This is a genomic window from Azospirillum brasilense (assembly GCF_008365405.1).
GTDB lineage: Bacteria > Pseudomonadota > Alphaproteobacteria > Azospirillales > Azospirillaceae > Azospirillum > Azospirillum brasilense_D.
The window spans coordinates 126,800-144,330 of record NZ_QOKV01000009.1 but is presented as its reverse complement, the minus strand read 5'-3'; the positions used below and the strand labels follow the sequence as shown (position 1 = coordinate 144,330).

Genomic DNA, 17,531 nt, shown 5'->3' with positions numbered 1-17,531 from the left:
CGGCGGGCCTCTCTCATTCCGGCAGGATGCGGCGCTTCTGGAGTTCCTGGAGGAGATCGACGAACATCTCCTCGCTGTCCACGCAGTCGTGGAAGCCCAGCTTGCGCGCCTTGATCGTGCTCATGTGGTGCGGGTTGGGGCGCTGGCCGTAGCCGAACAGGAAGTCGGCGAACTGCCAGGATGGCACGACCTCGGTGTATTTGTAGGGCTTGAGACCGTGCTTGGCGACCACGCGGTCCCAGATCGGCTCGTTCTGCGGCATGATGCGGGCCAGCGAGAAGGGTTGCGCCGGCTCCAGCTCCATGCGGAACAGCTCCGCCACCTTGGGGAACACGTTCTCCCAGACATAGACGTCGCCGTTGGCGATGTTGAAGACCTGGTTGGCGCATTGCGGGCTGGTGCCGGCCCATTCGGCGGCCTTGGCGATCAGCCGGGCGTCGGTCGCCTCGCCGATGCGCGACGCCCCGCCGGGGAAGCGCAGCGGCAGGCCGTATTCGCGCGACACCGCGGCGAAGACACCGATGGCGGTGATGATGTTCAGCGGGCTGCCGACCGCGAGGCCGCAGACGATCTGCGGGCGCAGCACGCTCCAGCTCCATTCCTTGCCCTGCTGGCGTTCGCTGATCCAGTCCTGCTGGTCGTAGTAGAAGTTCGGGCGCATGTAGCGCGGATCGCTCTCCCGCGCCGGCTGGCGGAAGGGGCCGAGATGGCCGCCGTACGCCTTGGTGCCCTGCAACAGCGTGATGTGGCGCAGGTTGGGCGACACCGCCTCGACATTCTCCACCACGTTCTTCAGCATGGCGAGGTTGGTCTCCACATGGTCCCATTCCGACCAGCCGCGCGTCACGTCGGGCTTTTCATAGACGGCGGTGTAGCAGATGTTGGTGACGCCCTTGATCTCGCGCAGCTTGCGGCAGTCGTCAGGGTCGCGCAGATCGACGGCGGCCCATTCGGCGGTGGTCTCGAAATCCGGGGTGCGGCGCGACACGCCGCAGACGTCCCATTCCGGGGAGGCTTCGAAATGCTCCAGCATCGGGCGGCCGACGGTCCCCAGCGCACCCACGATCAGCATCTTCTGACGGGCCATGAACACGATCCTTCTGTGCGGATTTCTTCAGAAAAGGGTCATCAGGTATTGGCGGTCGCCCAGCGGCTCGGGCGGGCCCTCGTAAATCTTGCGGCCGGTGCGCAGCACGGTGACGCTCTGCGCGATGGGCAGGGCGTGGACGACGTTCTGCTCGACCATCAGCACGGCCATGCGCAGCGCCCGGTTGACCTCTGCGATGGCCTCCATGACGCGCTGGACGAGGTTGGGGGCGAGGCCGATCGATGGTTCGTCGAGGATCATCACGTCGGGCCGGTGCATCAGCGCCATGCCCATCGCCAGCATCTGCTGCTGCCCGCCCGACATGGTGCCGGCGATCTGGCCGGCGCGTTCGCGCAGGATCGGGAACAGGTCCATCACCGCGTCGCGATTCACCCGGATCTCCGCCGGGTCGTGGGCCGTGTAGGCGCCGAGTTCCAGATTCTCGCGCACGGTCAGGCTGCGGAAGATGCCGTGCCCCTGCGGAACCAGAGCGATGCCGGCCTTCACGTTGTCGGCGCAGCGCCGCCGGGTGATGTCCTCCCCCCGGTAGCGGACGGTCCCGGACGTCGGCCGCAGCAGCCCGAAGACGGAGCGCACCAGCGTCGTCTTGCCGGCCCCGTTGTGGCCCAGCAGCACGCGGATTTCGCCGGCCCGCACCGTCAGGTCCATGTCGTGGACCACCGCCCGCTTGCCGTAGCCGGCGCTGAGGCCGCGCACCTCCAGGACGGGTTCGGCGATCGGCATGGTGTGAATCTCGGTCATCCGAAATACCTCTCGGCCAGTTCGCGGTCGCGCATCAGCGTGTCGGGCGGGCCCTTGGTCAGCACGCGGCCCTCGTCGATGAAGACGATCTCGTCGCAGACACCGCGGATGACCTCCAGATTGTGCTCGATGATGCAGACCGCCTTGTTGGCGCGGGCGAGGTCGCGGATCACCCCGCAGATGCGCTCCACCGTCACGGTGTCCAGCCCCGACAGCGGCTCGTCGAGCAGCAGCACGTCGGCCCCGGTCGCCAGCAGCCGGGCGATGACCAGCAGCTTCTCCTCGGCGTAGGACAGGTTGGCGGCGGTCTCGTCGGCCTTGGCGAGCAATCCGACGAAGGAGGCGATCTCCAGCGCGCGGGCGACGTTCTCGCGGTCGGCCCGGCGGACCAGGCCGGGGCGGAAGTAGACATCGAGCGGGCGGTCGCCCGGCTGCGCGGGCAGCGAGACCAGGATGTTCTCCACGACCGTCAGCTTGGTGAAGAGCTTCAGGTCCTGGAAGGAGCGGGCCAGCCCGGCGGCCACCACCTCGTGCGGCTTCAGTGTCGTCACGTCGCGACCGCGGTAGAGGATGGTGCCGCCGGTCGGGCGCAGGAAGCCCGACAGCAGGTTGAAGGCGGTCGTCTTGCCGGCGCCGTTGGGGCCGATCAGCCCGACGATCTCGCCGCGCTTCAGGTCGATGGTCAGGTCCTTCACCGCCTGGATGCCGCCGAAATGCTTGGACAGCGAGGTCGCGGAGACCACCACCTCGCCCGGCGTGCCGCTCGCGCGCTCCAGCGCACCCGTCAGCGGGCCGTTGGCGGGAACGCTGGAGCGCGCGGCCCCGGTCGGCGTGCGGAACACCGTCTCGGGGAACAGTCCCTCCGGACGCAGCCGCAGGATGACGATCAGCACGACGCCGTAGATCACCTGCCGCACCATGTCGGCGATGTCGCCCGGCACATGGACGAACTTCAGCCCCTCCGGCAACAGCACCAGGATCGCCGCTCCGGCCAGCGAGCCCCACAAATTGCCCATGCCGCCCAGGATCACCATGGCGAGGATGAGGATGGTCTCCTCGATGGTGAAGGATTCCGGATTGACGAAGGCGATGTAGTGGGCGACCAGCGAACCGGCGACCGAGGCCAGCCCCGCCGACATCGCAAAAACCACCAGCTTCATCCGGACGAGGTTCTTGCCGACCGCCTGGGCCGCCGCCTCGTTCTCCCGCATGGCGCGCAGGGAGCGTCCGAACGGCGAGGCGCCGAGCCTCCAGGCAATTGCGCAGCACAGCGCCGCCATCACCGCGGCCAGCGGCAGGAAGGTTACCGGGCTGGTCAGCGCCGTGCCGAACAGCGACACCGGGGGGATGCCGGGGATGCCGTCCGGCCCACCGGTCAGCGGCTTGCTGTTCATCAGCACGTCGATGGTGATGGCCTGCAACGCCAGCGTGATGACGACCAGATAGTGGCTGCCCACCCGCATGGCGGGAAAGGCGACCAGCAGGCCAATGGCGGCGGTGACCACCGTGCCGGCCAGCAGGGTGAGGGGAAAGCCGATCCCGAGCTTCGTCGCCAGGATGCCGGCGGCGTAGGCGCCGCTGGCGTAGAAGGTGGCGTGCGCCAGGGCGAAGATGCCGCCGAAGCCGATCAGCAGGTTGAAGGAGGTCGCCAGGATGCCGTACAGGCAGACCATGACGAGGATGTGGGCGAGATATTCCATGGCTGTGTCCCTCTCCTCACGCCCGGCGGACGATGCCGGAGGGGCGGGCGAGCAGGAACCCGAACAGCACCACGAAGACGATGGTGTTCTGCCATTCGGTGGGAATCTGCCACATGCCCAGGCTCTGCACGAAGGCCAGCAGGAAGGCGGCGATGACCGCCCCGCGCAGCGACCCCACCCCGCCGACGATCACCGCGACGAAGGCGACGAACACCGCGCCGAAGCCCATGTTGGGGTTCAGCCCGTCGCGCAGCAGGACCAGCGCACCGGCCACCGCCGACACCGCGGAGCCCAGCGCGAAGACCAGGATGGACAGCCGCGTGGTGTCGATGCCGATGACGGTGGCCATCTCGCGGTTGTCGGCCATGGCGCGGATGGCCTTGCCGTAGCGGCTGGCCCGCAGGAACAGCGCGATGCCGCAGCCGACCAGCAGCGCCGCCGCCACCTGCCCCAGCTGCACCGTGGTGAAGAAGGCGTTGCCGACGAAATGCACGTCGTAGGCGACGCTGTCGACCGTCTTGACCCCGGTGCCGAAGACGATGCCGATCAGGTTCTTCATGACGATGAACAGGCCGAGCGAGGCGACCAGAACGACGAAGGGCGGGCTGCCGCTGATCTCGAACGGGCGGTAGATGAACAGGTAGCACCCGACGCCGAGCGCCGCGGTGAAGGCGACGCCCAGCAGCACCGCCGCCCAGAAGGGCAGCCCGACCAGCGCCGCCAGCGCCCAGATGGTGTAGGCGCCGACCGCGTAGACCGGCCCGTAGGCGAAATGCACGACGCCGGTCGTCCCGAAGATCAACGCGAAGCCCATCGCCAGCAGGGCGAAATGCGCGCCGTTGAACAGACCGTTCAGGGTCAGTTGGATGAGCAAGTCCATGGAATGGCGCTCCTGATTTTTTTCCCTCTCCCGCCCCGGGAGAGGGAAGGGGCCCGCGTCGGCGGGAAGGGTGAGGGGTGATCGGGCTCGGTAGGCACTCCATGTTCCGATGCACCCTCACCCTCCCCATGCTCCGCATGGGTCCCCTCCCCCTCCCGGGGTGGGAGAGGGACATTGCTTCGGATCGGCGATCATTCCCCCGAGGTGAACTTCACGAATGTCTGTTGCCCGTTCTCCAGGCGGAACACCGCCACCGGCTTCTGCGCCACGCCGTTCTTGCGGAAGGTCAGCGTCTTGCCGTAGACGCTGTCGAAGGTCGGATTCTCCCACAGCGCCTGCACCAGACGCTCGCCGCTGTAGTAATCGCCGCCCTTGGCCTTCGCCCGCCGGATCAGCTCGGCGATGACGTAGACGCCCTCGTAGTAGTTGGCGGCATAGAAGTCGGGCATCTCGCCGAACTTCGCCTTGTAGGCGTCGGCGAATCGCTTGGACCAGGGATTCTCGTCGGTGGCGGCGAAGTAGTCGGTGACGACCTCCACCCCCTCGGCGTGCTTGCCGGCGACCTTGGTGTCCTCGGCGGTCCATTCCATGCAGTAGACCGGCTGCTTCATGCCCAGCTCGCGCATCCGCTTCACCGCCAGCCCGGCCTGCGGCGTGGTCGGCCAGTTGGCGATGGCGTCGGGCTGGGAGGCGCGCAGCTTGGCGACCTGGGTGTCGATGTTGGCGGCGTCGGCCTGGAACTGCTCGGCGGCGACCATCTTCAGCCCCATGCCCTCCCACGCCTTGGTGGTGGCGGCGATGGTGGCGTCGCCGAACTCCGACTTGATGGCGATCTGGGCGAGCTTCTTGGCCCCCTGCTCGGCCGCGCGGTGGGCGATGCCGGCGGCCAGATCCGACGCCATGGAGCGGATGTTGAACATGTAGGGGGAGGTGCCGACCGTCTGGGCGCTGACCCCGCCGCCATTGATCATCATCACCTTCTTCTGGTCGCCGATGGGCATGGTGGCCAGCGTCACCGTGGAGAAGGAGGGCAGCACCGCCTTCACTCCCTCGACGTCGATCAGCCGGTTCATGCCGGCGACCGCGGCCTGGGCGCTGCCGCTCTTGTGGTCCTCGATGACCAACTGCAGCTTGATGCCGTCGATACCGCCCTGGGCGTTGATCTCGTCCACGGCGAGCTGCGCCCCGGCGCTCATCACCTTGCCGTAATGGGGCGAGGCGCCGGTCATGGCGAAGATGCCGCCGATCTTGTAGACCGCCGGGTCGGCGGCCAGGGCGGTGGTGGACAGGGCGGCTGTGGACAGGGCGCTGCTCAACACGAGCGCGGCGAACAGGGTGCGTTTCGACATCGTTCCCTCCCAGGAATCCGTTGTTCGGGGGTGACGCGGTCCCGTTGACGGGACTCGTTGCCGTTTCGAAAGAACTCAGCGGGCGAAGGACAGTCCGGACAGCAGCCGCCGGACGGACGGCGCCGCGTGGTTCTCGGCCAGCAGCGGGGCCAGCCGCTCGGTCTTCTCCGCCATCGACGGGCGGTTCTCCAGGCGCAGGATGCGCCGTCCGGCGGCCAGGGCGTCCAGCCGGTCGCGGTAGTAGGCGATGCGCGCCTCCGCCGCCTCGGCAAAACCCTCGGCGGGCAGGATCTCGGTCAGGAAGCCGAAACCGTAGGCCTGCGCGGCGTCCATCATCCGACCCCCCGCCAGGATCTGGAAGGCCAGCGCCGCCGGCAGCCGTTCCGTCAGGGCGGCATGGACGAAGGCCGGATAGAGGCCGAAACGCATCTCCGGAAAGCCGAACTGCACATCGTCGGCCCCCAGAACGAGGTCGCTGAGACACGCCACGATGCAGCCGGCGCCCAGCGTTCGGCCGTGGACCACGCTGACGACCGGCACCGCCGAGCCGTGCAGCGCCTGCATCGCCGCCCGCAGCGCCTCCTCCTGGGCGGCGAAGGCGTCAGCGCCGCGGCTCATCTCGGCGACGTCGCCACCGGCGCAGAAGCCGCGCGGCCCGGCGCCGCCGATCGCCACCAGCACCGCCCCGGCGGCGGGAGCCCCGTTCACGGCCTCGGCCAATGCCAGCAAGGTCGCGGTGTCGAGCGCGTTGATCTTCTCGGGCCGGTTCAGGGTGATGCGCCGCAGGTCGCCGTCGTCGCGGACCAGCAGGGTGTCGGTCATGACGCCGCCCTCCCCGCCCTGTGCCGGATGCGTCCGGCGATCACCGTTTCCCCATGCTGGTTGTCGATCCAGACGTCGTAGCCGTCGCCATCGGCGCGGCGCTGGCCGCCCGCGGTCACCACGTCGTCTTCGCGCACCGGGCGCAGGAAGCGGATGTCGAGCGTCGTGTCGGACACCGCCGCCTCGCCCAGGCTGCGGCGGACCGACTGCCAGAGCAGGTTCACCGACAGCAGGCCGTGGGCGATGATGCCCTTCATCGGCGTCTTCGCCGCGAAATCGGGATCGACGTGGATCGGGTTGAAGTCGTCGGTCAGCTCGGCGTAGAGCCGGATCGCCGCGCGGTCGATCCGCTTGGTGACCGGGGTCAGGCGGTCGATGGTGGTCGTCCCGTCCGCCATGGTCAGGCCGCCCACAGGATGGTCATGCGGCCACGGAAACAGGGAGTGCCGTCCTCCCCCACCGTCTCGGTGTCGAAATGGACCCAGCGGCGGTCGCGCTTCAGCTCCTTTCCGGCGCAGGCGATGCGGGTGGTCAGCCGCTCCCCGACCGTCGGGCGGCGCAGCATCTCGTAACGCTGGGAGCCGTGGATGTTTCCCGGCGGGCGCGGCACGACGAGGCTGGAATAGGCCCGCATGGTGGCCACCGCGATCATCCCCGCGGGCATCCGCCCGTCCGGCGGGTCGTCGGGGTAGAGGCTGGTCCAGCGCTCCATCAGCGCGTCGGACAGGTGAAGCTCCTCGGCACCGAAGGCGGCGCCCTCCCGGAGCGTGTCGAACAAATGCATGGATGGTCCCTCCCGAAGGGTTGGGTTCACTCCACCAGGAGCCGGACCTGCGGCAGCGCGCCGCCGCCGGCCAACGGCTCGAACAGGACGCGGACGCGCAGGCCGATGCGGGCGTCCGACGGCGGGCATCCGCGCAGATTGACCATCAGGCGGAAGCCCTCGTCGAAATCGACCAGCGCCAGGACGTAGGGCGTGTCCGCTTTGAAGGCCGCGGTCGGCGCCCGGTGGACGATGGTGAAGCTGTGGATGGTGCCCAGCCCCGTGGACCGCTCCGTCACCGGTCCCTCGGCCCGGCAGGCGGTGCAAAAGGGCCGCGGCGGAAATTGGACGTGGCCACAGGCGGCGCAGCGCTGAAAGGTCAGCACCCCCTCCGCGCAGGCGTCCCAGAAGGCGCGGGTGTCGGCGGTGACCAGCGGAGCGGGCTTCATGGGGGATGGATCGGTCGCGGACATCGTCAGGCCCTCCCCAGGATCAGCGAGCAATGGGCGGACAGGATGCCGCCGTCGCCGTGGACGAAAGCGGTTTCCGCCCCCGCGACCTGCCGGGCCTCGGCCTCGCCGCGCAACTGCCGCACCGCCTCGACGATGTGGAACATGCCGCCCGCCGCCCCCGAATGGCCATAGGACAGCAGCCCGCCGTGGGTGTTGCAGGGCAGGACTCCATCCAGCTCCAGCGCGCCGTCGAGGATCGCCGGACCGGCCTCCCCCTTCGGGAAGAAGCCGATGGATTCCAGCTCGGCCAGCAGGGTGATGGTGAAGCTGTCGTAGATCTCGGCCACGTCGATGTCCGCCGGGGTCATCCCGGCCATGGCGAAGGCCTGCGCCGCCGACTGCCGGCAACCGAAATCGGTCAGCGACGGCATGGCGAAGGCGTGCTCGTGCGTGTTCATCTGGCCGTAGCCGAGGATCGACACCGCGCGGTCCGCATGGTCGGCCGCCGCGTCGGCGGCGCTGATCACCAGGGCGGCGCCACCGTCGGAGACGAGGCAGCAGTCGAACAGCCGCAGCGGGTCGGCGATCATGCGGGCGGACAGCGCCTGCTCCATGGTCAGCGGGTCGCGGGCCTGGGCCTTGGGGTGGCGGCGCGCGTGGCCGCGCTGGGTGACGGAGATGGCGGCGAGATGCTCCGCCGTGACGCCGCGCTCGAACATGCAGCGCCGGGCGACCAGCGCGTAGGCCGCCGGGATCGACATGCCATAGGGACGCTCGAACTGCGGGTGCCCGACCTCGGCCAGCGCGGCGACGGCGCCGCTGCGCCCCAGCCCGGTCAGCCGGTTGTCGGCGCAGACGGCCAGGACATTGCGGCAGATGCCCGCCCGCACCAGCGCCGCCGCCTGCATCACCAGCGCGCAGGCGGTCGCCCCGCCGGCCTGGACGGCGGCGCTGTAGGACGGCGCGATGCCGAAATACTCGTTGAAGACCGACGACAGCATCAGATGCGGCTCGGCCAGCGAATAGGCGCAGAGCACGCCGTCCACCTCGTCGGCCCGCAGGCCGGCGTCCGCCAGCGCCGTGGAGGCCGCCTCGGCGTGGAGCGCCATGCAACCGCTGCCGTCCAGCCGCCCGACGGCGGTGTCGGCGGCTCCGGAGATCACCGGGGTCATCGCGTGGTCTCCCGTGGGGAAAGGGGGGCGGCGGCCCGGCCCGGCCCGGCGAGCAGCCGCCCGATGCGCCGCGTGGTGTCGCGCAGGTCGGCGGCCATGGCCGCGGCCCGCTCGTCGGAGAACTGCGCGGTCAGCCCGACCGCGGACAGGGCCAGGAAGGGACGGCCCTCGGCGTCGAGGATCGGGCTGGACACTGTCGTCACGCCGCGCGTGAAGCCGTCGCGGTCCACCGCGTAGCCGGCGGCCCGCGCCTCCTCCACCTCGGCCAGGAATTGCTCGAAGGGCGGCGGGTTGTCCTGACGGACGGCGGCGTACTGGCGGCGCATCTCCTCCACCGGCAGGCCGGCGTGCGCCGCCATGCAGCGGCCGAGCGCGCCGACCAGCAGCGGCAGCCGGTGGCCGATCCGCATGTGGATCTGGATGGCCGAGCTGGACACCGCCTGATCCACCAGCATGACGCGGTGGTCGCTGACCCGCAGCCACGCCGTCATCGGCGTCTGCCACGCGGCGGCCAGCCGTTCCAGCTCCGGATGGAGCAGCCGGGTGTAGCCGACCTGATCGAGCGCGCTGCCCGCCAGCTCCAGCAGCCCGGCGCCCAGCCGGTAGGCCTTGCCGACCTCCTCGAACTGGACCACCCGCTCGGCGGCCAGGGTCTTCAGGATGTTGAAGCAGGTGCTCGGGTTGAGGCCGAGCGCGCGGGCGACCTGCGCGCTCGACACCGCCCCGTCCTGCGCCGCCAGATGGCGCAGGATCGCAAAGGCGCTGACCACCGCGCCGACGGGCTTGCCGGCGTTGAACGTCGTCGAAAGAGTGAAGGATTCCCGGTCCTGGTCGTCGGTGAGCATAGCGCGCTCTCCGTTCTCTATTGAGAATTTTATTTTCTATGAAGATTGTGAGCGTGCAAATATTGTTCGTCAAACGAATTGTCTGTTTTCGGGAATGTTTTGAATGCATACCCCCATAGTCATTATGCACGGCTCAACCCCTCCACACCCCGAACGCAAAACGGCCCCGCCGGGAGGGGCGGGGCCGTTCGTGCCGTTCCGTGCCTGATAACCTGCGGATCACCAAGCCAGTTCGAGGATCTCCCGGACGTCGTCCTCTCCGGTGACCGGGCGCGGGTTGCTGCGGACCATCATGTTCTGCATGGCCCCGGCGGCGATGGCGGCGAAATGGTCGCGCGTCACGCCGACCGCCCGCAGACTGTCGGGCTGCCCCAGGGCGCGCACCAGATCGGCCACCGCCACGGCCGCGTCCCCGTCCTCCCGCCCCAGCGCCTGCGACACCAGCCGTTGGCGGTCGGCGTTCACCGGGTGGTTCCAGCGCAGCACGCTGGGCAGCATGACGCAGGAGCAATGGCCGTGCGGCACGTTGGCGACGGCGCCGAGCTGGTGGCCGATGCCGTGGCTGGCGCCCCACTCCACCCGGCCCAGCCCGGTCGAGGCCAGCCAGACGCCGAGCTGGCATTCCAGCCGCGCGTCGAGATCGTCCGGCCTCTCTCGGTTGGCGGGGAGGGAGCGCGCCAGCATCGCCAGCCCGTGCAGGCAGGTCGCGTCGGTGAAGGGCTGGGGCTTGCGGGAACAGACCGTCTCCACCGCGTGGTCGACGGCGCGGATGCCGGTGGACAGCCACAGCCGCTCCGGCGTGTGGACGGTCACGGCGGGGTCGAGGATGACCACCTGCCCGCCGATGTGCCGCCCGGTGTAGAGGTCCTTGACCTGCCGCGCCGGGTCGGTGGCGCCGCCCAGGTTGGAGAATTCGGCGCCCGACAGGGTGGTCGGCACGATGATCTGGCGCAGCGGCGGGTCCTTCACCGGCGGGACGATGCGGGTCCCGTCCTCGGAGACGCGGATGCGCACGGCGTCGAATCCGGCGGTGTCGGTGATGCCCTCGGCGAGCGCCACCAGGGCGACCTTCACCGTGTCCATGGGCGTGCCGCCGCCGACCGTGACGATCAGGTCCGGCTCCAGCCGCCGCACCTCCGCGGCCAGCGCCAGGACGGAGGCGCGCGGCACATGCTCGACGCAGGAGTCGAAGACTCCGGCGCAGGCGTCGCCCAGCGCGTCGCGAATGGCGGCGACGACGCCCGTGGCTTGGCTCAGCGTCCGGCTCGCCACGATCAGCGGTCGCTTGCTGCCCAGCTTGGCGACGGTTTCCGCCACCGCCTCCGCCGCCGGGCGGCCGTAGATGACGCGGTCCTGCGCCAGGAACTCGTAGACACCCGACTGCATGGTGGTTTCCTCCCGTTGGCGATTGGCGGCACGCGGCGCGAGCTTACCCGCCCAGATAGGCAGCCGACAGCGCCGGATCGGCCGCCAGCTCCGCCGCCGGACCGCCGCGCACCACTTGGCCCCGCCGCAGCACGCAGCCGGAATGGGCGACGCGCAGGGCGATGGCCGCCACCTGCTCGCACAGCAGGATGGTGGTGCCCCGCTCGCGGCAGACGGACTCGATGAAGCCGAAGATCTGCTGCACGATCACCGGCGCCAGCCCCAGCGACGGCTCGTCGAGCAGCAGATAGCGCGGCTCGTGGATCAGCGCCGCCGACAGGATGACCATCTGCTGCTGACCGCCCGACAGCATCCCCGCCGGGGTCTGCCGCCGTGGCGCCAGCATGGGGAACTGCTCGTAGACGCGGTCGGCCACCGCGCGGAAGCTGCCGCCGCGGTTGCGGAAGTCCCAGGCGACCTTCAGATTCTCCTCCACCGTCATGCGGTGGAACAGCCGGCGTCCTTCCAGCGCGTGCGACAGGCCGCGGCGCGCCCGCTCGTGCGGGGAAAGCCGCGTGATGTCGTCGCCGTCCAGCGTGATGCGCCCCGCCGCAGCCGGCACCAGGCCGGACACCGCCTTCATCAGCGAGGACTTGCCGGCCCCGTTGGCGCCCAGGATGGCGGTGATGGTCCCCGGCTCGGCCCGCAGCGAGACGCCGCGCACCGCCTCGACCGGGCCGTAGCGGACCTCCAGCCCGTGGATTTCAAGACCCGTGGCGTCAGGCATGGATGGCCTCCCCCGGATGGGTTTCGGTGCCGAGATAGGCGGCGACCACCGCCGGGTCGCGGTACATGCCGGCCATGCCGCCCTGATAGATGACCCGCCCGCTGTCCAGCACGACCACGCGGTCGACCAGCTCGTTGAGGAAATCCATGTGATGCTCGATCAGGATCACGCCGACACCCCGCTCCTTCAAATGGCGGACCAACCCGCCCAGCCGTTGCAGTTCGACCTCCGACAGGCCCGCCGCCGGCTCGTCGAGCATGACGAGGCGCGGGTCGGCCAGGATGACGCGCGACAGCTCGGTCATCCGCTGGTCGCCGTAGGGCAGGTCGCGCACCGGCGTGTCGGCCAGATGCGACAGGCCGGCCATGGCGATGATGGCGTCGGCGCGGCCCAGCATCGCGGCGTCCTCGCGCAGGGCGCCCGGCAGGTTCAGCGCCGCCGCCAACGGATTCTGCCGGTAGAGCCGGTGCCCGCCGAGCAGCACGTTCTCGCGCACCGTGAAGGCGGGGACGAGCCGCGGGTCCTGGAAGGTGCGCAGGGCCCCCCGCCGCGCCACAGCGTGGTCGAGAAGGCCGGTGATGGCGGCGCCGTCGAAGGTCACGCGCCCGTCGCTCGGGCGATAGATGCCGCTGATGATGTTGACCAGCGTGCTCTTGCCCGAGCCGTTCGGCCCGACGAGACCGAGGATCTCCCCCGCCCCCAACGTCACCGAGGCGTTGTCGAGCGCCCGCAGCCCGAGGAAGCTGATGGAAACCCCTTCCGCGCTCAGCAGCGGTCCGCGTCCCGACGACGCTTTCGGCGCGGCGGGCGGCGGGGCCTGCAGCGGCGTCACGTCCTTGGCGAAGCGCGGGCGCGGCAGCAGCAGCCCGGCCAGCCCGCGCGGCAGCAGGACGAAGGACAGCAGCAGGATCAGGCCGTAGACCATGAACTGGTACTCGGCGAAGATCTGGAGCTTCTCCGGCAGGTAGGTGAAGACGACGGCGCCCAGCACCGGGCCAGCCAACGTGCCCAGCCCACCGACCACCGCCATCACCAGCACCTCCACCGAGCGGTGCAGGCCGAAGGTCTCCGGCCCGAGATAGCCGACGAGATGGGCGTAGAACCCCCCCGCCAGACCGGCCAGAGCGGCGCTGAGCATATAGGCGTTCCGCTTGGTGCGGGCGCGCGGCACGCCGATGCTGCCGGCGGCGACCTCGCTGACATGGATGGCGAAGAAGGCGCGGCCGAAGGGGCTGGTGACGAAGTTCCGCAGCAGCCACACCACCCCTGCCACCACCGCCAGCATGATCTGGAAATAGGCGACCGGGCCGACGGACCAGCCGAACAGGGTCAGCGTGCGCAGTCCGGGCGACGGCACGCCGCTCAGCCCCATCATGCCGCCGGTGACCGAGGTCCACTCGCGCACGACCTCGTAGAAGATCATGCCGAAGCCGAGCGTCATCATGGCGAGGTAGAACTCGCGCACCCGCCCGGCGGCGAAGGACAGCAGCCAGCCGCTCGCGGCCCCCATCGCCGCCCCGGCCAGCAGGGTCAGCGGCAGCGGAAGCCCGAAATTCTTCATCAGCAGGGCGGAGCCGTAGGCGCCGATGCCGAGGAAGCCGGCGTGCCCCAGCGAGATCTGACCCGCGACGCCGGTCAGCAGGTTGATGCTCTGGGCCAGCAGGACGTTGACGAGAAGGAACGACCAGATCTGCACGGTGGAGCCGCTGACGAACTCCGCCGCGACGCCGAGCGCCACCAGCAGGGCCGCGACCACCGGGGTCCGGGTGAGGAAGGAGAGGAGATTCCGCATCGCTGGCCCTTACACTTTCGTGAATTCCTTGCGGCCGAACAGACCCTGCGGGCGGATGGCGAGGATCACCATCAGGATGGCGAAGGCCATGCCGTGTTCGGCGGCGGTGGAGACGTAGCCGCCGACCAGCTTCTCGATGACACCGAGAGCGATGCCGCCGACCAGGGCGCCCGCGGTGTTGCCCATGCCGCCGAAGACCGCGGCGACGAAGCCCAGCACCATCAGGTTGAAGCCGAAGCTGGGATCGACGGTGCCGGTGATCTGCGCCACCATCACCCCGGCGATGCCGGCCAGCACGCCGCTGGCGACGAAGGACAGCACGATCACCCGGCGCACCGGGATGCCGGCCAGCGCCGCCGCGTCGGCGTCGTGCGACACCGCCCGCACCGCGCGGCCCCAGGCGGAGCGGCGCAGGAACAGCTCCATCGCCACCATCAGGGTGAGCGACAGGCCGAGAACGGCGAGATACTGCGACGAGACCTGGACCCCGGCGATGTCCACCGAATCCAGGCTGTCGAAGACCAGCGACGGGAAGGCGATGGCCTGCGACCCGAAGACGGTGGAGACGAAGCCCTGGAGGAAGATGCCGAGCCCCAGCGTGGAGACCACCCAGCCCATGCTGTCGCCGGATTTCAGCAGCGGGCGGATGGCGATCCGCTCCGCCACCACCATCAGCCCGCCGGCCAGCAGGATGCCGAGCGGCACGGCGATGACGGCGGGCATCCCGGCCGCCAGCATCGCCACCGTCGCCACCGAGGCGGTCATCAGCAGCGAGCCCTGGCCAAAATTCAGCGTCCGCGTGGTCCAGAAGGTCAGCGACAGCCCCATGGCGATGAGCGCGTAGACCGCGCCGACGCAGACGCCGGCGAAAACGAGTTGCAGCACGAAATGCATGGCGTCGTCCTTTCTCATCCCTCTCCCGCCCCGGGAGAGGGAGGGGACCCACGAAGTGGGGAGGGTGAGGGGCCTCGGGCGTGGTACGGACTCCATGTCCCGATCACCCCTCACCCTTCCCACCGCTTCGCGGCGGGCCCCTTCCCTCTCCCGGGACGGGAGAGGGAACCCCGTCAGTTCTTGACGATCGTCAGCCCGATCTTGTCGCCGGTCTTCACATACTCGAAGATCGCGACATCCTCCGGCGCGATGGCGTGGTGCTTGGTGGCGGAGAAGGAATAGGTGGCGTTCACCCCGCGCAGGCCCTGGATTCCCTCGATAGCCGTCGCAATGGCCTTGGGATCGGTGGAGTTGGCGCGCTTGATGCCCTCGAACAGCACGTCGGCGGCGTCGTAGGCGTTGCTGACCGACAGCGACATGAAGATCTGAGGGCGCTGCGGGTCGTTGCCCCACCAGCGGTCGGTGCCGTACTTGGCCTTGTAGGCGTCGGCGAAGCCCTGGGCCGCCGGGTTCAGCGTCTCCTCGCCGAAGACGTAGACCATCGAGCCGCGCGTGCCGGTCACCAGATCACCGGCGGCCTCCTGATAGGGGATCGACAGGGCGCCGTTGGAGGCGACCAATGGCACGTTGAAGTTCAGCCGCGCCATGGTGCGGCGGATCACCGCCAGATCGGCGCCCAGCCCGACGCAAACCACCACATCGGCCCCGGCCCGCTGGAGGCGGGCGATCTGCGCCGTCACGTCCTGCGCACGCTGGTTGTAGGTTTCCGTCGCCACGACGGCACCGCCCGCCGCCTTCAGCTCCTTGGCGATCATGTCGGCGCCGGACACGCCATAGGCCGTGCTCTCGTGAACCAGCCCCGGCTTCTTGAACTGCTTGGCGACGTAGCGGCCGAGCACCGTCGATTCGACGTCGTTCTGCAACGCGAAGGAGAAGACGTTCGGACGCGGCTTGCCGCCGTCCGGGTAGGTGACGGTCGGGGTCTGCGCCACCGGGTTCATGTAGGGACGGCCGTCGGCGGCGGCCATCTCGATCACCGCCAGCGTCGGGCCACTGCCCGCCGGGCCGATGATGGCGACCAGCTCCTTGTTGTCGAGCAGCCGGCGCATGTTCTGCACCGCGCGGTCGGGCACAAGCTGGTCGTCGAGCAGCATCGCCAGCTCGACCTTCTTGCCGTTGATGCCGCCCTTGGCGTTCCACTTCTCAATGGCGAGTTCAACGCCGCGCCGCCCACCCTCGCCATACTCGTTGTAGGGGCCGGTCAGGGCCGAGGTCATGCCGATCTTGATGGTGTCCTGCGCGGCGGCGGACCCGGCGGACAGGGCGATGGCCGAGGTCAGCGTGACGGCAGCCCCGAGCAGGCGGATGACGGAACGACGGTGCATGGCGCTTTTTTCCTCCCTTATGCGGCGGAGCCTGCGAGCTCGCCTATTTGAATGAACCATGAGTCATTTTTCATCGAGAATGTAACGCGCGCCAACTTTCCGCGCAACGGTGTATTTGAGGCTGTCCCCTCTCCCGCCCCGGGAGAGGGTGCCCGCGGAAGCGGGCGAGTGAGGGTAGCACAAGGATCAAAGACCTTATTGGCGGCGCCACCCTCACCCTTCCCGCGCTGGGCGCGGGCCCCTTCCCTCTCCCGGGGCGGGAGAGGGGCACCAGATGTCGTCGCCCCACCCAGCAGGAGGGAGCGGGAATAGGGGCAAACAGACCGCTTGACTGAAACATGAATCATCGTTCATTGTTTGGTCGACCAACGGAGCATCGACTCCGCACCGCGCTTTCCCACACACCGGCAGGGCGCGGAAGAATTGCGAAGGGAGGCACCCATGCCGTCATCCGCCGCGCAGGCAGACCCCACTCCACCGGCCCCGGCCACCACGACCCCAACCGACCGGCGGCTAGCGCTCCACCGCACCATGCAGACGATCCGGGCGACCGAAACCACCCTGTCCCGGCTGTTCGCCGACGGCGAGATCCCCGGTTTCATCCATCTCAGCGTCGGGCAGGAGGCGGTGGCCGCGGGCGTCGTCGGCGCGCTGGGGCCGCAGGACAGCTTCGCCACCACCCACCGCGGCCACGGCCACGTGCTGGCCCGCGGCGTGAGGCTCGACCTCTTCTTCAAGGAGATCATGGGGCGGGCCGGCGGCATCTGCGGCGGGCGCGGCGGCTCCATGCACGTCGCCGACCTGTCGCTGGGCGTGCTGGGGGCCAACGGCATCGTCGGGGCCGGGCTGCCGCTCGCCACCGGAAGCGCGCTCGCCCACCAGACGCGGCGCACCGGCGGCGTGGCGGTCGCCTTCTTCGGCGACGGCGCCATGGCCGAGGGCGCCCTGCACGAGTGCCTGAACATGGCGGCGCTGTGGAAGCTGCCGATGGTCTTCGTCTGCGAGAACAACGGCTGGTCGGAATTCTCGCCGACCTCCACCCAGTTCGCCGCGACGCTGGACAAGCTGGGCGCCGCCTTCGGCGTGCCGCACCGCCGGGTGGACGGCAACGACGTCGCCGCCGTGGCCGAGACCGCCGCGGAGGTGGTGGACGCCGCCCGCAACGGCGGTGGCCCGCGCATCCTGGAATGCCTGACCACCCGCTGGCACGGCCATTTCGAGGGCGATCCGCAGCGCTACCGCAACGCCGACGAGATCGCCGGCCTGCCGCAGAACGACCCGCTGCGCCGCTCCGCCGAGGCGCTGCTCGCCGCCGGGGTCGAGGAGTCGGCGCTCGCCGCCCTGGTCGACTCGGTGGACGCCGAGATCCGGGAGGCGCTGGAGGCCGCCCGCGCCGACGCCCTGCCCGACGTGGACGCCGCCTTCCGCGACGTCTACACGCCGACCGCCACCCTCACCGCCGGGGCCTGACCTCCG

The 17,531-nt window shown here is 69.7% G+C and carries 17 protein-coding genes; 1 reads left to right on the top strand and 16 read right to left on the bottom strand.

Translation table 11 applies throughout. The features are described from left to right. Positions 1 to 13 precede the first annotated feature (13 nt). From DS837_RS15895 to DS837_RS15815, 16 genes are all read right to left on the bottom strand, one after another. Entirely contained in the window at positions 14 to 1,087 is a 1,074-nt protein-coding gene (locus DS837_RS15895) for an SDR family oxidoreductase (RefSeq protein ID WP_149165646.1), read from the bottom strand. Positions 1,088 to 1,114: 27 nt separating this feature from the next. Continuing rightward, positions 1,115 to 1,849, bottom strand: a complete 735-nt coding sequence (locus tag DS837_RS15890; protein ID WP_149165645.1) for an ABC transporter ATP-binding protein — start codon at positions 1,847 to 1,849, stop codon at positions 1,115 to 1,117. Beyond that, complete coding sequence (locus DS837_RS15885) at positions 1,846 to 3,549, bottom strand: branched-chain amino acid ABC transporter ATP-binding protein/permease (RefSeq protein ID WP_149165644.1); 1,704 nt, start codon at positions 3,547 to 3,549, stop codon at positions 1,846 to 1,848. The genes DS837_RS15890 and DS837_RS15885 overlap by 4 nt, the downstream gene beginning before the upstream one ends. A gap of 16 nt (positions 3,550 to 3,565) precedes the next feature. Next, complete coding sequence (locus tag DS837_RS15880; RefSeq protein ID WP_149165643.1) at positions 3,566 to 4,429, bottom strand: branched-chain amino acid ABC transporter permease; 864 nt, start codon at positions 4,427 to 4,429, stop codon at positions 3,566 to 3,568. A 191-nt stretch (positions 4,430 to 4,620) separates the two neighbouring features. Beyond that, the gene (locus DS837_RS15875) at positions 4,621 to 5,778 is read right to left on the bottom strand and encodes an ABC transporter substrate-binding protein (protein ID WP_149165642.1); all 1,158 of its coding nucleotides are present in this window, start codon (positions 5,776 to 5,778) and stop codon (positions 4,621 to 4,623) included. A 75-nt stretch (positions 5,779 to 5,853) separates the two neighbouring features. After that, entirely contained in the window at positions 5,854 to 6,600 is a 747-nt protein-coding gene (locus DS837_RS15870) for an enoyl-CoA hydratase/isomerase family protein (protein WP_149165641.1), read from the bottom strand. After that, positions 6,597 to 6,998, bottom strand: coding sequence for a MaoC family dehydratase (locus DS837_RS15865; protein ID WP_149165640.1), 402 nt, complete (start codon positions 6,996 to 6,998; stop codon positions 6,597 to 6,599). Before DS837_RS15865 ends, DS837_RS15870 begins: the two co-directional genes overlap by 4 nt. A 2-nt stretch (positions 6,999 to 7,000) precedes the next feature. Continuing rightward, positions 7,001 to 7,384 (bottom strand): MaoC family dehydratase, encoded by a 384-nt coding sequence (locus tag DS837_RS15860; RefSeq protein ID WP_149165639.1) that lies wholly within the window; start codon positions 7,382 to 7,384, stop codon positions 7,001 to 7,003. A gap of 26 nt (positions 7,385 to 7,410) precedes the next feature. Continuing rightward, positions 7,411 to 7,836, bottom strand: a complete 426-nt coding sequence (locus DS837_RS15855) for a Zn-ribbon domain-containing OB-fold protein (protein WP_149165638.1) — start codon at positions 7,834 to 7,836, stop codon at positions 7,411 to 7,413. Between the two features lie 2 nt (positions 7,837 to 7,838). Beyond that, the gene (locus DS837_RS15850) at positions 7,839 to 8,987 is read right to left on the bottom strand and encodes a thiolase family protein (protein WP_149165637.1); all 1,149 of its coding nucleotides are present in this window, start codon (positions 8,985 to 8,987) and stop codon (positions 7,839 to 7,841) included. Further along, positions 8,984 to 9,832: an IclR family transcriptional regulator gene (locus tag DS837_RS15845; protein ID WP_149165636.1), complete on the bottom strand. Its 849-nt coding sequence runs from the start codon at positions 9,830 to 9,832 to the stop codon at positions 8,984 to 8,986. The genes DS837_RS15850 and DS837_RS15845 overlap by 4 nt, the downstream gene beginning before the upstream one ends. A gap of 219 nt (positions 9,833 to 10,051) precedes the next feature. After that, positions 10,052 to 11,218 carry an iron-containing alcohol dehydrogenase gene (locus DS837_RS15840; protein ID WP_149165635.1) on the bottom strand — a complete coding sequence of 389 codons (1,167 nt, stop codon included), beginning with the start codon at positions 11,216 to 11,218 and terminating at the stop codon, positions 10,052 to 10,054. Positions 11,219 to 11,261: 43 nt separating this feature from the next. Beyond that, complete coding sequence (locus tag DS837_RS15835; protein WP_149165634.1) at positions 11,262 to 11,984, bottom strand: ABC transporter ATP-binding protein; 723 nt, start codon at positions 11,982 to 11,984, stop codon at positions 11,262 to 11,264. Next, positions 11,977 to 13,776, bottom strand: a complete 1,800-nt coding sequence (locus tag DS837_RS15830; protein WP_149165633.1) for a branched-chain amino acid ABC transporter ATP-binding protein/permease — start codon at positions 13,774 to 13,776, stop codon at positions 11,977 to 11,979. Before DS837_RS15830 ends, DS837_RS15835 begins: the two co-directional genes overlap by 8 nt. A 9-nt stretch (positions 13,777 to 13,785) precedes the next feature. Beyond that, the gene (locus DS837_RS15825) at positions 13,786 to 14,688 is read right to left on the bottom strand and encodes a branched-chain amino acid ABC transporter permease (RefSeq protein ID WP_247889958.1); all 903 of its coding nucleotides are present in this window, start codon (positions 14,686 to 14,688) and stop codon (positions 13,786 to 13,788) included. Between the two features lie 155 nt (positions 14,689 to 14,843). Further along, positions 14,844 to 16,055, bottom strand: a complete 1,212-nt coding sequence (locus tag DS837_RS15815) for an ABC transporter substrate-binding protein (RefSeq protein ID WP_149165631.1) — start codon at positions 16,053 to 16,055, stop codon at positions 14,844 to 14,846. 441 nt (positions 16,056 to 16,496) lie between these two features. Here DS837_RS15815 and DS837_RS15805 point away from each other — a divergent pair, with 441 nt between their 5' ends. Beyond that, the gene (locus tag DS837_RS15805; protein ID WP_149165629.1) at positions 16,497 to 17,525 is read left to right on the top strand and encodes a thiamine pyrophosphate-dependent dehydrogenase E1 component subunit alpha; all 1,029 of its coding nucleotides are present in this window, start codon (positions 16,497 to 16,499) and stop codon (positions 17,523 to 17,525) included. The last annotated feature ends 6 nt before the right edge of the window (positions 17,526 to 17,531 follow it).